General features: G+C 66.5%; 19 protein-coding genes. 10 read left to right on the top strand and 9 right to left on the bottom strand.

From position 1 onward, the window contains the following. Positions 1 to 20: 20 nt before the first annotated feature. Both W7S_RS03840 and W7S_RS03835 read left to right on the top strand, forming a co-directional pair. Positions 21 to 1,226 (top strand): cytochrome P450, encoded by a 1,206-nt coding sequence (locus W7S_RS03840; RefSeq protein ID WP_008253682.1) that lies wholly within the window; start codon positions 21 to 23, stop codon positions 1,224 to 1,226. Between the two features lie 11 nt (positions 1,227 to 1,237). After that, complete coding sequence (locus W7S_RS03835) at positions 1,238 to 1,438, top strand: ferredoxin (RefSeq protein WP_007777398.1); 201 nt, start codon at positions 1,238 to 1,240, stop codon at positions 1,436 to 1,438. 3 nt (positions 1,439 to 1,441) lie between these two features. Here W7S_RS03835 and W7S_RS03830 read toward each other — a convergent pair whose 3' ends face one another. The 9 genes from W7S_RS03830 to W7S_RS03790 all read right to left on the bottom strand — a co-directional run bounded on the left by W7S_RS03830 (position 1,442) and on the right by W7S_RS03790 (position 9,235). Beyond that, positions 1,442 to 1,726, bottom strand: coding sequence for a DUF1330 domain-containing protein (locus W7S_RS03830; RefSeq protein WP_008253681.1), 285 nt, complete (start codon positions 1,724 to 1,726; stop codon positions 1,442 to 1,444). A gap of 30 nt (positions 1,727 to 1,756) precedes the next feature. Next, positions 1,757 to 1,945 (bottom strand): ferredoxin, encoded by a 189-nt coding sequence (locus W7S_RS03825; RefSeq protein WP_008253680.1) that lies wholly within the window; start codon positions 1,943 to 1,945, stop codon positions 1,757 to 1,759. Continuing rightward, a complete protein-coding gene (locus W7S_RS03820) occupies positions 1,942 to 3,216 on the bottom strand; it encodes a cytochrome P450 (protein WP_008253679.1) in 1,275 nt (424 codons plus the stop codon). The genes W7S_RS03825 and W7S_RS03820 overlap by 4 nt, the downstream gene beginning before the upstream one ends. A 152-nt stretch (positions 3,217 to 3,368) precedes the next feature. Beyond that, positions 3,369 to 3,887, bottom strand: coding sequence for a hypothetical protein (locus W7S_RS03815; RefSeq protein WP_008253678.1), 519 nt, complete (start codon positions 3,885 to 3,887; stop codon positions 3,369 to 3,371). After that, positions 3,884 to 4,498, bottom strand: a complete 615-nt coding sequence (locus W7S_RS03810) for a TetR/AcrR family transcriptional regulator (protein WP_008253677.1) — start codon at positions 4,496 to 4,498, stop codon at positions 3,884 to 3,886. The genes W7S_RS03815 and W7S_RS03810 overlap by 4 nt, the downstream gene beginning before the upstream one ends. Positions 4,499 to 4,621: 123 nt before the next feature. Further along, positions 4,622 to 5,776, bottom strand: a complete 1,155-nt coding sequence (locus tag W7S_RS03805; RefSeq protein WP_008253676.1) for a thiolase family protein — start codon at positions 5,774 to 5,776, stop codon at positions 4,622 to 4,624. Between the two features lie 4 nt (positions 5,777 to 5,780). Beyond that, positions 5,781 to 6,614 carry an enoyl-CoA hydratase/isomerase family protein gene (locus tag W7S_RS03800; protein WP_008253671.1) on the bottom strand — a complete coding sequence of 278 codons (834 nt, stop codon included), beginning with the start codon at positions 6,612 to 6,614 and terminating at the stop codon, positions 5,781 to 5,783. Positions 6,615 to 6,673: 59 nt separating this feature from the next. After that, positions 6,674 to 7,840, bottom strand: coding sequence for an acyl-CoA dehydrogenase family protein (locus W7S_RS03795; protein ID WP_008253669.1), 1,167 nt, complete (start codon positions 7,838 to 7,840; stop codon positions 6,674 to 6,676). Positions 7,841 to 7,936: 96 nt separating this feature from the next. Then, on the bottom strand, positions 7,937 to 9,235 hold the full coding sequence (locus tag W7S_RS03790; protein WP_008253666.1) for an amidohydrolase family protein: 1,299 nt from the start codon (positions 9,233 to 9,235) through the stop codon (positions 7,937 to 7,939). 396 nt (positions 9,236 to 9,631) lie between these two features. On the opposite strand from W7S_RS03790, the gene W7S_RS03785 reads away from it, so the two are divergent. The 8 genes from W7S_RS03785 to W7S_RS03750 all read left to right on the top strand — a co-directional run bounded on the left by W7S_RS03785 (position 9,632) and on the right by W7S_RS03750 (position 15,776). Then, complete coding sequence (locus W7S_RS03785) at positions 9,632 to 10,165, top strand: carboxymuconolactone decarboxylase family protein (protein ID WP_008253662.1); 534 nt, start codon at positions 9,632 to 9,634, stop codon at positions 10,163 to 10,165. Between the two features lie 14 nt (positions 10,166 to 10,179). Continuing rightward, the gene (locus tag W7S_RS03780) at positions 10,180 to 11,457 is read left to right on the top strand and encodes an aromatic ring-hydroxylating dioxygenase subunit alpha (RefSeq protein ID WP_008253661.1); all 1,278 of its coding nucleotides are present in this window, start codon (positions 10,180 to 10,182) and stop codon (positions 11,455 to 11,457) included. After that, on the top strand, positions 11,441 to 11,764 hold the full coding sequence (locus W7S_RS03775) for a hypothetical protein (RefSeq protein WP_008253660.1): 324 nt from the start codon (positions 11,441 to 11,443) through the stop codon (positions 11,762 to 11,764). Before W7S_RS03780 ends, W7S_RS03775 begins: the two co-directional genes overlap by 17 nt. A 2-nt stretch (positions 11,765 to 11,766) precedes the next feature. Next, complete coding sequence (locus W7S_RS03770; protein WP_008253659.1) at positions 11,767 to 13,020, top strand: amidohydrolase family protein; 1,254 nt, start codon at positions 11,767 to 11,769, stop codon at positions 13,018 to 13,020. Then, positions 12,998 to 13,468 (top strand): nuclear transport factor 2 family protein, encoded by a 471-nt coding sequence (locus W7S_RS03765; RefSeq protein WP_008253658.1) that lies wholly within the window; start codon positions 12,998 to 13,000, stop codon positions 13,466 to 13,468. Before W7S_RS03770 ends, W7S_RS03765 begins: the two co-directional genes overlap by 23 nt. Before the next feature lie 23 nt (positions 13,469 to 13,491). Further along, positions 13,492 to 14,589: an acyl-CoA dehydrogenase family protein gene (locus W7S_RS03760; RefSeq protein WP_008253657.1), complete on the top strand. Its 1,098-nt coding sequence runs from the start codon at positions 13,492 to 13,494 to the stop codon at positions 14,587 to 14,589. Further along, positions 14,586 to 15,419, top strand: a complete 834-nt coding sequence (locus W7S_RS03755) for an acyl-CoA dehydrogenase family protein (protein WP_008253656.1) — start codon at positions 14,586 to 14,588, stop codon at positions 15,417 to 15,419. The genes W7S_RS03760 and W7S_RS03755 overlap by 4 nt, the downstream gene beginning before the upstream one ends. An 87-nt stretch (positions 15,420 to 15,506) precedes the next feature. Then, the gene (locus W7S_RS03750) at positions 15,507 to 15,776 is read left to right on the top strand and encodes a DUF4190 domain-containing protein (protein WP_008253654.1); all 270 of its coding nucleotides are present in this window, start codon (positions 15,507 to 15,509) and stop codon (positions 15,774 to 15,776) included. Positions 15,777 to 15,781: the final 5 nt, after the last annotated feature.

Genomic DNA, 15,781 nt, shown 5'->3' with positions numbered 1-15,781 from the left:
TCGCCGCTGAGGAGGATTCAGTGACAAAACCGAAAGTCGTCTTCGATCCATACTCCGAGGACTACTTCAACAACCCGTTCGACATCTATCGGCGGATGCGCGAAGACGCGCCCCTGTATTACGACGAAAAAGAGGACTTCTACGCGCTGACCCGCCATGAGGACGTGGCGGCCGCGTTCAAAGACTTCGAGACGTACTCGTCGGCGCGCGGCTGCGACCTGGCGATGGTGCGGCGGGGCATTGCCCCCGAGCAGAAGTCGATCATCTTCATGGATCCACCCGAGCACCGCCACATGCGCAGCCTGCTCAACAAGGCGTTCACCCCCCGGGCGATCCAATCGCAGCGCGAGACGATCATCGAGGTGATCGACAAGTACCTGGGCGCGGTCGATCCCGACAACTTCGACGTCGTGCAGGACTTCTCCGGTCCGTTCCCGGTGGAGGTCATCACCCGGATGGCCGGTGTGCCCGAGGAATACCGCCAGCAGGTCCGGCACTGGATCGACACCAGCCTGCACCACGAGCCGGGCCAGATCGAGGTCAGCGAGGCCGGGGTGCAGGCCAACATCGACACGGCAATGTACTACTTCAGTCTGGTCCAGGAACGGCGCCAGGAGCCGCAGGACGACATGATCAGCCGGCTGATCGCCGCGGAGATCCCCGGCGAAGACGGCCAGCTGCGCAAGCTCGACGACATCGAGATCTGCGGATTCGCAACCCTTCTGGGCGGAGCGGGCGCCGAGACCGTCACCAAACTGATGGGCAACGCCGCGGTGATCTTCGCCAATCACCCCGACCAGTGGCAGAAGCTGCAGGAGGACCGGGACAAGATCCCCGGGGCGGTCGAAGAACTCCTGCGCTACGAGGGGCCGGTGCAATACAACGTCCGCTACACCCTCAAAGAGGCCCACGTCAGCGGCGGCGTCATTCCGGCGGGCAAACCCGTGTTCCTGTGCGGCGCCGCGGCCAACCGCGACCCGGATGCCTTCACCAACGCCGACACGTTCGACATCGAGCGCGACCACACCGAGGCGCAGCACCTCGGACTCGGGTACGGGATCCACAGCTGCCTGGGCGCCGCGTTGGCCCGCCTGGAGAGCAGGATCGCGCTGGAGCGGCTGCTCGACTTCATGCCGCGCTACGAGGTCAATTTGGCGGGGTGCAAACGGGTGACCATGCAAAACGTGGCGGGCTGGAAGAACGTGCCCGTCAAGGTGCTTCGTTAAAGGGGGCCACGATGACGAAGAAGATCGAAGTCGACTGGGGACTCTGCGAGAGCAACGGTGTCTGCATGGGCATCAACCCGGACATCTTCGAGCTCGGCGACGACGACATGCTGACCGTCCACCAAGAGGAAGTCACCCCGGAGAACGAGGCGGACGTGCGCGAGGCCGTCCGTCAATGCCCTCGGCAGGCAATCTCCATCGTCGGTGAGTAGCGATCAGAATCCGGAGAGGATGACCGCGTTGCAGTCGGCGGCCTGCCGGCGCAGCTTCGCCGCCTTTTGGTAGCCCTCGGATTCGTACCAGGCCCGGGCGGCATCCACCGATTCGAATTCCAGGACGACGGTCTGGTCGCCGTGCCAGTCGCCCTCGATGACTTTCGGCGCGGTGTCCACCGCGAGAATGGTGGCGCCGCTCATCGCCGATCCGGCCGCCTGGGCGTACGCCTTCATGCCCTCCGGGTCCTTGATCGCCTCGGTCAGGATGACATAACCTTTTGCCACGCCGAATCTCCTTGCCTGCCTGTGGATTAGTTACTTCTCGCTGATCGCCTGCTCGGGACAACACTGGATGGCTTCCCGGGCGTCGGCCTCCAATTCCGTTGGGACGTCGGAATCTATCGCTTCGGCGTAGCCGTCGTCGGTCAGGCTGAACACGTCGGGACACAGCGTCAGGCACATCCCGTGACCGCGACACCGCTGATCGTCCACCCAGACCTTCATGCGAGCGTGAACTCCAGGTGCAGTTCGGTCAGACCGCGCAGGATATACGTCGGAACATATTGGTAGCGACGGTTATTCGCCGGGCCGTGCTTGTCCTCGTTGATCCTGATGTCGGTCGTGCGGTCGAGCAGCCGCTCGAGCGCCACCCGCGTTTCGGCGCGCGCCAGCGGCGCGCCGGGACAGCTGTGAATTCCGCGGCCGAAGGAGATGTGCTGCCTGGCGTTCTTGCGGGCCGGGTCGAAGGTGGCGGGATCCTCGAAGCGGCGCGGGTCGCGGTTGGCGGCCGCCTGCACGATCATCACGGTGCTACCCGCGGGCAGGTCGACGCCTCCGACAGTGGCGGGCACCCGGTTCATCCGGAAGTCGCCCTTGACCGGGCTCTCGTGGCGCAGGGACTCTTCGATGAAGTTGGGGATCAGGCTGCGGTCCTTGCGCAGCTGCGCCTGGATGTCGGGGCGTTCCCCCAGGGTCTGCAGGGCCGCACCGAGCAGCCGCACGGTGGTCTCCTGGCCCGCCGAGAAGACGTTGCTGGCGACGCGCGCGACGTCTTCGACCTCCGGGATGGAGCCGTCGGGGTAGGTCGCGGTGGCCAGGCCGGTCAGCACGTCGTCGCGGGGCTCGCGGCGACGGTCGCGGACGTAGTCGGAGAACAGGCCGTAGAGGAATTCGAGCGGGCTGTGGGCCAGCGATTCCTTGCCGGTGCCGCCGACGCCGCCACCCGAGTGCTCTCGGATGCCCTTGACGAATTTGTCGCGGTCTTCCATGGGCACGCCCAGCAGGTCGGCGATCACCAGCAGCGTGAAGGGGCCGGCGAAGCCCTTGATCCATTCGCCGTGACCGGGCGCCAGGAACTCGTCGAGCGCCTGGTCGGCGAGCGCCCACATCGCGTCCTCGTTCTCCTTGAGGCGCTTGGGGGTGATCAGCCGCATCAGCAGGGAGCGGTGGTTGGTGTGGGTCGGCGGGTCGAGCGTGGGCAGCTGGTCGCTGAAGGGCAGTTCGTCGCGGTGCCGCTCGATGAGCTCGGTGACGTCGTCGCCCTCGAGCGGCACCGGAAAGCCGGGGAACGGCCCGGTCACGGAGATGCACGACGACCACGTCTCGGCGTCGTTGAGCACCGCGCACGCCTCGTCCCAGCCGGTGATCATCGTGACGTCGTGATGGCTTTCCCGCGTGACGGGGCACCGCTGGCGCAGCGCCTCGTAGTAGGGGTACGGGTCCGCGATGAGCTCGCTGCCGCGGAAGAAGTCCAACTCGGAGAATTCCTTCGTCATCTCCTGCTCCTTGAATCTCGGCTAGTGAGAACGTCCCTCTCGCAGATGAGCATTACATTTCCATAGGGCGCGGTGGTCGTCAACGCGGGGTCCCGTCCGCGCGCCGAGACGGGCGGCACGTCGAGCCGTCGTGCGGGCCCCGGCACGCCGAATCAGCTGGCGGGCACCAGATCGGCGGCGACCGACGGCCACGCCAAAAGACCGCTCCGAAAGGTCTCGACGTGCCCCACGGGAAGCTGCGGGGCACCCGCGGCATTCGACGCGGCCGCCAGGGCCTGCGCCTTGAACGTCTGGGCGGCCATGCTCAGCTGGTGTTGCACCAGTCCGACGCTTTCGTCGAGTTCGGACGGCCAGTTCTCCCCCCACAGCGTGACCTCGGTGACGCCGTGATCGAGGGCCTGCAGCACGCCCTGACGCACCCGCGGATCGCAGCCGAACAGGTCGGCCGCGGCGGCCAGGGCCTGCGGTCGGGGACGCGACTGCACCGACGTCAGGGCGTCCTCGAGGTCGAGCACCCGGGCGCCGACGATCTGCAAGGGCCGGACGTCGGGGTGGTCCGCGACCAGCACGGTGACGTCCCATCCCGCCATCGACCGGTCGAAGATCCAGCCGCCGGCGAAGCGCACCACGTCGATGACGGTGGCGGCGACGACGTCGAGCCGGTATCTCATGGCGTCGCGGGTTTCTTCGTGGGCGCGAAGTCCCGCGCCAGTGTCTCGGCGTACTGCTTGAACACCTCGGGGAGCGGTATCGAAGGATCGAGCAACCATGTGGTTTCCATTCCGTGGACGAAGGCGAGGATTTCCACTGCCTTGACGGCGGGGTCGATGTCGTCGCGGTACCGGCCATCGGCCTGACCGCGACGGATGAGATCGGCGACGATGTCGGTCGCGGCGCGGTGCCGGGCCAGCATCCGGTCGTGCAGCGGCGCCTCGGGGAGGATGTTCTCCACCAGGAGCACCGTGAAGGTGCCCACCAGCTCGGGGGCGCGGTGGAACCGGTCGGCGACCTGGGTGATCTGGTCGAACAGGTCGCCGGTTCGGTCGGCGTGGGTGTCGTCGTCGAGGTCGCGCGCATCGAGCACGGCGTGCAGCAGCTGCTCCTTCGATTCGAAGTGATGCAGCAGGCCCGCGGGGGTCACCCCGGCCTCGCCGGCGATCTGCGCGAGCGTCGTGCTGCGCCAGCCGTTACGGGTCAGGAGGCGTTGGGCGACGTCGAGGATCCGCTGTTTGCGGTCCTCCCCCTTGGCGAGAAGCGTGTCGTAGCGCCGTGCGACGGCCAACTGGACTCCCTGGAGCAAACGGGTGCGATTGGCGGCTGAACCAACCTAGTGAACACACAGTAGGTTAGTTGGGCCGCTGTGACAAGGGTCACCGGGGTGTCTTTTTCGTGAGCCGGGTCGCCGCTAGCGGACGAGCTCGACCAGCGTCGCGTTGGCGGTCCCGCCGCCCTCGCACATGGTCTGCAGCCCGTACCGAATCCCGTTGTCGCGCATGTGATGCGTCATGCGGGTCATCAGCACGGCTCCCGAAGCGCCCAGCGGGTGCCCCAGCGCGATCGCGCCGCCCAGCGGATTCATCCGGGCTGGGTCCGCCCCGGTTTCCGCCAGCCACGCCAGCGGGACCGGCGCGAACGCCTCGTTGACCTCGAACACACCGACGTCGGACAGCGCGACGCCGGCCTTGCTCAGCACCTTCTCGGTCGCGGGAATGGGGCCGGTGAGCATGAGCACCGGGTCCGCCCCGGTGACCGCGCCCGCCACGTACCGCACAATCGGGGTCAGACCCAGTTCGACGGCCATCTCGGCGGTGGTCACCAGCAACGCGGCCGCACCGTCGGAGATCTGCGAGGAATTGCCGGCATGGATCACGCCGTCCTCGGTGAAGGCCGGCTTGAGCGCGGCGAGCTTCTCCGCGCTGCTTCCGCGCCGCACCCCCTCGTCGGCGGCCACGACGTTGTTCTCGGCGCCGTCGACGAACACCGGCACGATCTGGTCGGTGAACGCGCCGCCGTCCTGGGCCGCGGCCGCCCGCTCGTGGGACTCGGCGCTGTACTCGTCGAGGCGGGTGCGGGAGAAGCCCCACTTTTTGGCGATCATCTCCGCCGAGAGGCCTTGGTTGAAGGAGAAATCGTCATAGCGGGCAAGCACTTTCGGGCCATAAGGCATGCCCGAGGCGCGCGCCGAGCCGAGGGGGACGCGGCTCATGACCTCGACACCGCCGGCCACCACGACATCCTGCTGGCCCGACATCACCGCCTGCACGGCGAAGTCCAGCGCCTGCTGGCTGGAGCCGCAGGCGCGGTTGACGGTGGTCCCGGGGATGCTTTCCGGCCAGCCGGCGGCCAGCACCGCGTAGCGGCCGATGTTGCTGGACTGGTCGCCCACCTGGGAGACACAGCCCCACACCACGTCGTCGATGATCTCGGGCCCGATGCCGGTGCGTTCGGCGAGTTCGTTGAGGACGATCGCGGACAGGTCGGCGGCGTGCATGCCCGCAAGTGCGCCGTTACGCTTCCCGACCGGGGTGCGCACGGCCTCGACGATGACTGTTTCACGCATATCTCTACTCCGATTGTTTCTCGCCCGAATCCGGTTCCACCCCGGATTTTGTTAGGGCCCATCGACCAGTAAACGACGGCTCCCGCCGCTGCGCGAAAGCGGCATAGGCCGCCGCGGTGTCCGCGGTGGCGAAGTTGACTCCCTGCGCGCGGGCCTCGCTGGCCAGCGCGTCGCGCAAGGTGCGGTCGGCGCCCTCGTTCAGCAGCGCCTTGGTGTGGGCGAGCGCGATCGGGGGGCCGGCGGCCAGCCGATCGGCGAGATCCGTGACGAAGGCGTCGATCTCCGCGGCCGACACCACCCAGGTCACCAGGTTCAGCGCGCACGCCTCCTCGGCATCGATCGTGTCCGCGAGCAATGCGAGGCGCTTCGCCTGTTGCAGGCCAACGATTTTGGGCAGCAGCCAGGAGCCACCGAGGTCGATCGACAGACCACGCTTCGAAAAGATCTGACAGAACGTCGATTCCGGGGTCGCGACCACCAGGTCGCAGCCCAGCGCGAGATTCCAACCGGCCCCGACGGCCACACCGGTCACCTTGGCGATCGTCGGAATCGATAGCTCGTGCAACGCCAGCGCCACGTCGGTCAGGCGCTGCAACTTGTATTTCGGATGGATGTCATCGGGCACCGAGATGTCGGCCCCCGAGCAGAAGCTGCCCCCGGAACCGGTGAGCACGAGCGTGCGCACGCCAGGATCGTGACCGGCGGCGTCGAGCGCGTCGCGCAGGGCGACCCACAATTGCGGGTTGATCGCGTTCTTGCGCCGTGGCCGGTTGAGGGTGAGTGTGCGCACGCCGTCGCGGTCTTGCGACAGCAACAACGGTTCGTCGTTCGTGGTCATCGGTGTCGAACGCGCGTCACATCACCACGCCGCCGTCAACCGGCGGCAGCCGACCGGCATCAGTAGCTCCTCGGCAGCTTCAAAACGTTGGCTCCCAGGAAATTCAGGATCATCTCCTGGCTGACCGGCGCGATCTTCATCAGCCGGGCCTCACGGAAGTAGCGGGTGATGTGGTACTCCTCGGCGTAACCCATGCCGCCGTGGGTTTGCAGCGCGCGGTCCGCGGCGGTGAAGCCGGCATCGGCGCACAGGTACTTGGCCGTATTGGCCTCGCGCCCACAGGGTTTGCCGTTGTCGTACAGCCAGGTGGCCTTGCGCAGCATCAGCTCGGCGGCATCGAGCCGGGCCAGGGAATCGGCGAGCGGGAACTGCAGGCCCTGGTTCATCCCGATCGGCCGGCCGAAGACCTCGCGCTCGTTGCCGTATTTCACCGCCTTCTCGAGCGCCACCCGGCCGATACCGAGGGCCTCGGCGGCGATCAGCATCCGCTCCGGGTTCAAGCCATCGAGGATGTACTGAAATCCCTTGCCCTCCTCACCCACCCGGTCCTCGACCGGCACCTCGAGGTTGTCGATGAACAGCTCGTTGGAGCTGACGGCGTTGCGGCCCATCTTGCGGATCGGACGGATGTCGACCCGGCTCCGGTCGAGGTCGGTGAGGAACAGCGTCATCCCGTCGGTCTTCTTGGTGACCTCGTCATAGCTTTGGGTCCGGGTCAGCAACAGGATCTTGTCGGATTCCATCGCTTTGGAGATCCACACCTTGCGACCGTTGACGATATAGCGATCGCCATCGCGCTTGGCGAACGTGGTGATGCGGGAAGTATCAAGCCCCGCACCGGGTTCGGTCACGCCGAAGCACACGTGTACCTCTCCGGTCGCGACCGCGGGCAGCGTCCGGGCCTTGAGGTCATCGGAGCCGTGCACCACCACGGGCTGCATGCCGAAGATGGACAGGTGGATCGAGCTGGCGGCGTTCATGGCGCCGCCGGACTTGGCGACTTCCTCGAGCAGGATGGTCGCTTCGGTGATCCCGAGGCCGTGGCCGCCGTATTCGGTGGGGATGGTCATTCCCAGCCAGCCGCCATCGGCGATGGCGCGGTAGAACTCGGTCGGGAATTCGTGCGCCTGGTCCTTTTCCATCCAGTACTGGTCGTCGAACTTGCGCGCCAACTCCGCGACCGACCGACGGATCAGTTCCTGGTCCTCGGTCAATTCAAAGTTCATTCCACCCACTGGTGGCACTCCTCGTCCTCAGCGCGAGAAGACGCAGAATCGCACGAATTCCGCCCGAACAGTGCGATTCTGCGTCCGCTCGCCAGGTCAGTCCTTGTTGCCGGAAAGGGCTTTGGCGTTGGCCGCGAAATCCGCGAAGGACGAGCCGCCTCGGCTGTCCTTATCGTGGCCCTGGGCCTTGATTGACACGTCGTGCCCCTCGGCGGCTTTGCGCAACGCACCGACGGTCGCCTGCTCCCGCGAAATGTGGGTGAACGGGTCGAACGAGTACCAGCGCATGGCGTTCTCGTAGGTCATCTTGTTGATCTCGTCGTCGGGAACGTTGTTGAGGGACAAGACATCCCACAGCTCTTCGGGCGCACCCGGCCACATCGAGTCGCTGTGCGGGTAGTCGGCCTCCCAGCAGATGTTGTCGATGCCGATCATGTTGCGCAGCGCCACGCCGACCTTGTCGCTGATGAAGCAGGTCAGGAAGTGGTCGCGGAACACCTCGCTGGGCAGCTTGCCCTTGAAGTCCTGGTGCGTCCAGGCGGAGTGCATCTCGAAGGTGCGGTCCGCGCGCTCCAGGAAGTAGGGAATCCAGCCCGTTCCGCCCTCGGACAGCGCGATCTTGAGGTCCGGGTATTCCTTGATCGGCCTGGACCACAGCAGGTCGGCGGCGGCCTGCACGATGTTCATCGGCTGCAGCGTGATCATCACGTCCATCGGCGCGTCCGGCGCGGTGATGGCCAGCCGCCCTGAGGAACCGATGTGCACGTTCATCACGGTGTCCGTGTCCACCAAGGCTTTCCACAGGGGGTTCCAGTATTCGTCATGGAAGCTGGGATAGCCCATCGCGGCGGGGTTCTCGGTGAAGGTCAGCGCGTGCACACCCTTCTTGGACACCCGGCGCACCTCGGCGGCGCACGCCTCGGCGTCCCAGATGACCGGTATCGCCATCGGGATGAACCGCGCCGGGTAGGCGCCGCACCACTCGTCGATGTGCCAGTCGTTGTAGGCCTGCACCAGCGCGATCGAGAAGTCGTTGTCGTCGGTGGCGAACAGGCGCCCGGCAAAGCCGGGGAACGACGGGAAGCAGATCGAGGCCAGGATGCCGCCGGCGTTCATGTCTTTGACGCGCTCGTCCACGTTGTAACAACCCGGCCGGATCTCGTCGAGCCCGGTCGGCTCGATGCCGTACTCCTCCTTAGGCCGGCCGGCCACCGCGTTGAGGGCCACGTTGGGGATGACGGTGTCGCGGAACTTCCACATGTCCGAGCCGTCGGCGTTGTGCACCAGCCGGGGCGCATCGTCCTGGTACTTCTTTGACAGATGATTCTTGAACATGTCGGGCGGCTCGACCGTGTGGTCGTCGACGCTGATCAGGATCATGTCCTCTTTGTTCATGGCCGTCCCTTCCGTCGGTTCCACCGAGTCGATCACGGACTCGGCGAATCGCTGTCCCGTGCCAAGATCACTAAAATGAAAACTATCTTCTCGCCAGGCGAGAATCAACATCCATCGGTTGCTGAGCCGGCCCGCACCCGCCTGACCAGCGACCGAAGGAAGGGGCGAATTCCCCGCCGCCGACCGGCGATGCCATGAGGTAGGACCCGGCCTGACATCGCGGCGGGCCGCGCCGCCCGTTGTTCGGTACGGCGGCCACCCCGACCACCGCGTAGACCGGGCGATGACCGCACCTGTACTCGAGCGACACGCCGGCATTGACCGGGCGCACGTTTCGTGCCAGTCTGTTAGTTGCAAATGAGAATACGATTCTCTTTCACCGAGAGGACACTGCTAATGCGCTTGCGGCCGCTCCCCGCCGATCAGTGGGACGAGGCTACCCAGCAGGCACTCTCGGCCATGCGTGAAGCGGACACCAACAACGCGCTGTCGACGCTGGCGCACCACCCGGCGCTGGCCAAGGCGTTTCTTCGCTTCAATGTGCACCTGCTGACGTCGTCCACGCTGCCGCCTCGCATCCGCGAACTGGCCATCCTGCGGGTGGCCCATCGCCGGCACTCTGCCTACGAGTGGTCCCACCACGTCCGCATGGCCAAGGAAGAAGGCATCACCGAGGACCAGATCGCGGCGGTGCAGCGTGCGGAGGGACTCGACGCCTTCGACCAAGCCGTGATCACCGGGGTCGACGAGCTCGACGAGAAATCGGAATTGTCCGACCACACGTGGGCGGCGTTGGGCGAGCGCCTCAACGACCAGCAACGCATGGACTTCGTCTTCACGGTCGGCTGCTATGCGCTGCTGGCCATGGCCTTCAACACGTTCGGCGTCCAGCCCGAACACGCCGCCACAGCCGCTAACAACGTCGAATAAGAGGAGTAAGAACGTTGCCGCACTTCCCCAAGCCAGCCGCCGGCAGCTGGACAGAAAACTACCCCGAACTGGGCACCGAACCGGTCGACTACACCGACTCGATTGATCCCGCATTCTTCGAAGCCGAGCGCGATGCGGTCTTCCGGCGGATGTGGCTCAACGTCGGAAGGGTCAACCGGCTCCCCCGCACCGGCAGCTACTTCACCAGGGAACTGCCGGCGGCCGGCAAGGGGACGTCGGTGATCATCGTCAAGACCAAGGACGGGTCGGTCAAGGCCTACCACAACGTCTGCCGCCACCGCGGAAACAAGCTGGTGTGGAACGACTTTCCCAACGAGGAGACCTCCGGCACCTGCCGGCAGTTCACCTGCAAATACCACGCCTGGCGCTACAACCTCGACGGTGACCTGACCTTCATCCAGCAGGAAGAAGAGTTCTTCAACGTCGACAAGGGCGACTACGGGCTGGCACCCGTCCGCTGCGAGGTATGGGAAGGCTTCATCTTCATCAACTTCGATGACAACGCGGCGCCGCTCACCGACTACCTCGGGCCGCTGGCCAAGAGCATCGAGGGCTACCCCTTCGGCGAGATGACCGAGGCCTACTCCTACCGGGCCGAGGTCGGCAGCAACTGGAAGCTCTTCATCGACGCGTTCGTCGAGTTCTACCACGCGCCGATCCTGCACCAGGGGCAGTACACCAAGGAAGAAGCCGCCAAGATCCAAAAGTTCGGCTACGAGGCGCTGCACTACGAGGTGGCCGGCCCGCACAGCCTGCAGTCGACCTGGGGTGGCCAGGCGCCGCCCCCGGACATGTCCATGGTCAAGCCCATGGACCAGGTGTTGCGCAGCGGATTGTTCGGCCCCTGGGACAAGCCCGAGATCATCGAAAAGCTCGAGCTGCCTCCGGGTGTCAACGTCAAGCGGGTGCCGCAGTGGGGCATCGACTCGTGGCTCTTCTACCCGAACTTCATGCTGCTGATCTGGGAGCCCGGCTGGTACCTGACCTATCACTACTGGCCCACCGCGGTGGACAAGCACATCTTCGAGTCCACGCTGTATTTCGTCCCGCCGCGCAATGCGCGGGAGCGTCTGGCCCAGGAGTTGGCCGCGGTGACGTTCAAGGAGTATGCGCTGCAGGACGCCAACACCCTGGAAGCGACCCAGACCATGATCGGCACCCGGGCCGTCAAGGAGTTCCTGCTGTGCGACCAGGAAGTCCTGATCCGCCATCTGCACCACACGACCGCCAACTACGTCAAGGAGTACCAGCGCAATGGCGCTACCGTCTGAATTCGCCGCCCTCGAGCCATATTTGGACTGGGACCTGGCCACCGAGCCCGAGCGCTACGCCAAGCGGCTGGCCTCGACGATGCCGGAGATGCAGGAGTTCTACGATGCTGCGTTCCCGTTGCTGAACGACGTGATCGCGTACTGCGACAAATATCCGCTGGACGACCTGCCGGACGACGCAAAGACCCTGATGCACCTGATGCAATCGTTGGTGATGGTGTCGTTCCCGATCGAGGCGTGGAAGCAGCCCCGCGTCCCGGACAGCGGCGCGGCGTGGGTTGAGGTGCTTCGGGAGCCGGTGATCTGACGTTGTCCGACGCTCTTCGCGCAAGCGGCTCACCGCAGCTGACCCTCAAGGCCGCCGGGCTCCTCGACGTTGACAGCGGCGAGATCCTTCGGCCCGGCATCGTGCGGATCGAGGGTGACCGGATCGTCGGTGTGGGGGGCGAGCCGGAAGGCGAGCTCATCGATCTCGGCGACCAGATACTGCTGCCCGGGTTGATGGACATGGAGGTCAACCTCTTGATGGGCGGGCGCGGCGAGACGCCCGGGCTGTCCCAAGTGCAGGACGACCCCCCGACGCGGGTGCTGCGCGCGGTCGGCAACGCCCGGCGCACGCTGCGCGCCGGGTTCACCACCGTGCGCAACCTCGGCCTGTTCGTCAAGACCGGCGGATACCTGCTGGATGTCGCGCTGGGCAAGGCGATTGACGCGGGCTGGATCGAGGGGCCCCGAATCGTCCCGGCCGGTCACGCGATCACGCCCACCGGCGGGCACCTGGACCCGACGATGTTCGCCGCGTTCATGCCGGGCGCACTCGAGCTGACGGTCGAAGAGGGCATCGCCAACGGCATCGACGAGATCCGCAAGGCGGTGCGGTACCAGATCAAGCACGGCGCCGAATTGATCAAGGTGTGCGTTTCGGGCGGCGTGATGTCATTGACCGGCGAGGCCGGCGCACAACACTATTCGGACGAGGAACTGCGCGCGATCGTCGACGAGGCGCACCGGCGCGGGCTGCGCGTCGCCGCGCACACGCACGGGGCGGAAGCGGTCAAGCACGCGGTCGCGTGCGGTATCGACTGCATCGAGCACGGCTTCCTCATGGACGACGAGGCCATCCAGATGCTGGTCGACAACGACCGGTTCCTGGTGACCACCCGCAGGCTCGCCGAGGCGATGGACGTGTCCCGCGCCCCGAAGGAGTTGCAGGACAAGGCCGCCGAGATGTTCCCGAAGGCGAAGACGTCGGTCAAGGCCGCCTACGAGGCCGGCGTGAAGATCGCGGTCGGCACGGACGCCCCGGCGATACCCCACGGCAAGAACGCCGACGAACTCGTCACGCTGGTGGAGTGGGGCTTGCCGCCCTTGGCGGTGCTGCGCGCGGCCACCACCACCGCGGCCGAGCTCATCGACAAGACCGACCGGGGGCGCCTCGCGACGGGCCAGCTCGCCGATATCATCGCGGTGCCGGGAAACCCGTTGGAAGACATCACCGTTACCCGCAACGTCAGCTTCGTGATGAAAGGTGGCAAGGTCTATGTCGACCCCCGGTCAGCCTGAAAGCGGGCCAACCAGAACCGACGACCTCGTCGAGATCCAGCAACTGCTCGGCCGCTACGCGGTGACCATCACCCAGCAGGACATCGACGGGCTGGTCGCGGTCTTCACCCCGGACGGAACCTACAGCGCGTTCGGCGAAACCTACAGCCTGAGCCGCTTCCCGGAACTGGTGGCCGCGGCCCCAAAGGGCTTGTTTCTCACCGGGACTGCGGTGGTCGACCTCGACGGTGACGCGGCCAGCGGGACCCAGCCGCTGTGCTTCATCGACCACTCCAGCCACGACATGCGGATCGGCTACTATCGCGACACCTATGTGCGGACCGCCGACGGGTGGCGCCTCAAGACCCGCGCGATGACGTTCATCCGCCGCAGCGGTGTGCACGATTCCGGGCGCCCGCACGCCATCGGGCGCCCCGCCGGTGACTCGGCGGCCCAGCCGACGACCTAAGGAGCCAAGCGATCGACGGTGCGGTGAATGTCGAGCAGTTCCGGGCGGACCTGCGCGCGTGGCTCGACGACAACGATCTGACACCCGGGCCCGACCACTCGCTGCGGGGCCACATGCAGCAGTTCGCCCGGGTCAGTCGCGCGCTCTACGACGCCGATTGGATGCGCTACGGCTGGCCGGAGGACGTCGGCGGATTGGGCGGTCCGGCGGTGCTGCGCGCGGTCGTCGGCGAAGAAGTGGTGGGCCGTCGGCTGGCCGAACCCGGCCCGTACTCGATGCTCGAAGTGCTGGCACCCACCATGATCGACTACGCGCCCCCGGAGCTCGCCGCGGAGATGGTGCCGCGGCTGCTGAGCGGCGAAGAGCAATGGTGCCAGGGCTTTTCCGAACCGGGATCCGGCAGTGACCTCGCGTCGCTGACCACTCGCGCGACCCAGCAGGGCGACAACTGGGTCGTCAACGGGCAAAAGGTGTGGACCAGCTTCGCGCAGTTCTCGACGCGGTGCGTCCTGCTCACCCGCACCGCGCCGGGCCACGACGGCATCACCGCCTTCTTCGTCGACCTCGACACCCCCGGCATCACCATCCGGCCACTGCGCACCATGCACGGCGTCGACGAATTCTGCGAGGTGTACTACGACGACGTGGTGATTCCGGCGAGCAGGATGCTCGGCCGGCCTGGGGACGGCTGGCGGCTCGCCATGGACCTGCTGCCCTATGAGCGTTCCTCCTGCTTCTGGCAGCGAATCGCTTACCTCTACTCCCGGTTCGACGACCTGATCGCCGAAGCGTCCGAGATCGGTGAGCCCGACGAATCCGCGCTGGGCGCAGCCTATCTGGCGCTGCACACCCTGCGCTGCCGTTCGCGCGCCACCCAGCACCGGATGCGCGACGGGGCCCGCCTGGGCCCGGACACCTCCATCGACAAGGTGTTGTTGGCCGCCGCCGAGCAGCGCCTCTACGACACCGTCCATGACCTGTTGCCGGGGAAGCTCGAACTCGAAGACACACCGTGGCGTTCGGAGTACCTGTACTCGCGCGCGGCGACGATCTATGGCGGTACCGCCGAGATCCAGCGCAATATCATCGCCCGCCGATTGCTCGACCTCGGGAAGGAGTGACCGTGACGCCTTCGCCGAACACCGAGTCAGACCCCGAATCGCTGCGTCTGCTGGCCGACGCGTTGCGGACGACGATGGGCGCCGCCTCCGGAGCCAAGCTCGACGCCGCACTGACCGACCTCGGCTGGCGCGACATGCTCGACGAAATGCCCGACGCCGCAATACCGTTGGTCTTCAAGATGCTCGGCGAGACCGGCTCGCACGCGCCCGTGCTCAACGATGTGCTGCTGTGCGCGGCCGGTGATGCGCCCGGGGGCGCGCTTCCGCTGCCGTTCGCCGGCGGGTCCTGGGTGCTGTGGGAGCGTCGCGACGAGTCCGACGCGGCGATCGACGAGCTGCTTCCCATACACCCTGTGCCGCAAGGCGATCCATTGCCATCGGCCGCGCTGCACGCGGGATGGCGCGCCCTTGGCTGGTGGCTGGTCGGCACCAGCCGCGCCATGCTCTCGCTGGCCCGTCAACATGCCCTGGACCGCGTTCAGTTCGGTCGCCACATCAGCTCCTTCCAGGCGATCCGACACCGTCTGGCCGAGACGCTGGTGGCCATCGAGGGCGCCGAGGCGACGCTGCAGGCCGCCACCGGGTGCGACGACGAGGGGCTAGCCGCACTGCTGGCCAAAGCCGCGGCCGGCCAGGCGGCGCTGACCGCAGCACGGCACTGCCAGCAGGTGCTCGGCGGTGTCGGATTCACCGCCGAACACCCGCTGCACCACCACATCAAGCGCTCGCTCATTCTCGACGGACTGCTGGGAAGCGCGCGAGAACTGACTCGCGATGCCGGAAGAGCTTTGGTGACAACGGGATACGCCCCACGGCTTGCCCAGCTGTGACGGATCGGCCCGCGCGATGACGATCGGCGGGCCTCTTCTCGGCGGCGTCCACGTAGACTCGTCCCGACACCACAAGGATGGGACGCAATGAGTCACCCCGACGCACCGCGCAACGAGGCCGGCGTCGCCTCGCTGCTGCTGGGCCTGGTCGGGCTCATCACGTGTTGGATGATGCTCGGGGTGCCGTTCGGTATCGCGGCGGTGGTGACGGGCGACGTCGCCCGGCGGCGCGTCGCCCGCGGGGAGGCGAACAATCCCCGAACCGCGTTGGCGGGAATGGTTTTAGGCGTGATCGCGATACTGGTCGGTCTCGTCGCCATCGGCTATTACGCCAGGCTGGACGTCGCCAGGCACTGAGGCGC

This window comes from Mycobacterium sp. MOTT36Y (genome assembly GCF_000262165.1).
In the GTDB taxonomy this organism is placed as follows: Bacteria; Actinomycetota; Actinomycetes; order Mycobacteriales; family Mycobacteriaceae; genus Mycobacterium; species Mycobacterium intracellulare.
This window is presented reverse-complemented; position numbering and strand designations above follow the sequence as displayed.

Bases quoted from the DNA above. Each gene is read 5' to 3' on its own strand.
- W7S_RS03765 (WP_008253658.1), top strand. From the start codon at position 12,998: ATGTCGACCCCCGGTCAGCCTGAAAGCGGGCCAACCAGAACCGACGAC.
- W7S_RS03815 (WP_008253678.1), bottom strand. From the start codon at position 3,887: ATGAGATACCGGCTCGACGTCGTCGCCGCCACCGTCATCGACGTGGTG.
- W7S_RS03785 (WP_008253662.1), top strand. From the start codon at position 9,632: ATGCGCTTGCGGCCGCTCCCCGCCGATCAGTGGGACGAGGCTACCCAG.
- W7S_RS03820 (WP_008253679.1), bottom strand. From the start codon at position 3,216: ATGACGAAGGAATTCTCCGAGTTGGACTTCTTCCGCGGCAGCGAGCTC.
- W7S_RS03790 (WP_008253666.1), bottom strand. From the start codon at position 9,235: ATGAACAAAGAGGACATGATCCTGATCAGCGTCGACGACCACACGGTC.
- W7S_RS03805 (WP_008253676.1), bottom strand. From the start codon at position 5,776: ATGCGTGAAACAGTCATCGTCGAGGCCGTGCGCACCCCGGTCGGGAAG.
- W7S_RS03750 (WP_008253654.1), top strand. From the start codon at position 15,507: ATGAGTCACCCCGACGCACCGCGCAACGAGGCCGGCGTCGCCTCGCTG.
- W7S_RS03825 (WP_008253680.1), bottom strand. From the start codon at position 1,945: ATGAAGGTCTGGGTGGACGATCAGCGGTGTCGCGGTCACGGGATGTGC.
- W7S_RS03835 (WP_007777398.1), top strand. From the start codon at position 1,238: ATGACGAAGAAGATCGAAGTCGACTGGGGACTCTGCGAGAGCAACGGT.
- W7S_RS03800 (WP_008253671.1), bottom strand. From the start codon at position 6,614: ATGACCACGAACGACGAACCGTTGTTGCTGTCGCAAGACCGCGACGGC.
- W7S_RS03795 (WP_008253669.1), bottom strand. From the start codon at position 7,840: ATGAACTTTGAATTGACCGAGGACCAGGAACTGATCCGTCGGTCGGTC.
- W7S_RS03775 (WP_008253660.1), top strand. From the start codon at position 11,441: ATGGCGCTACCGTCTGAATTCGCCGCCCTCGAGCCATATTTGGACTGG.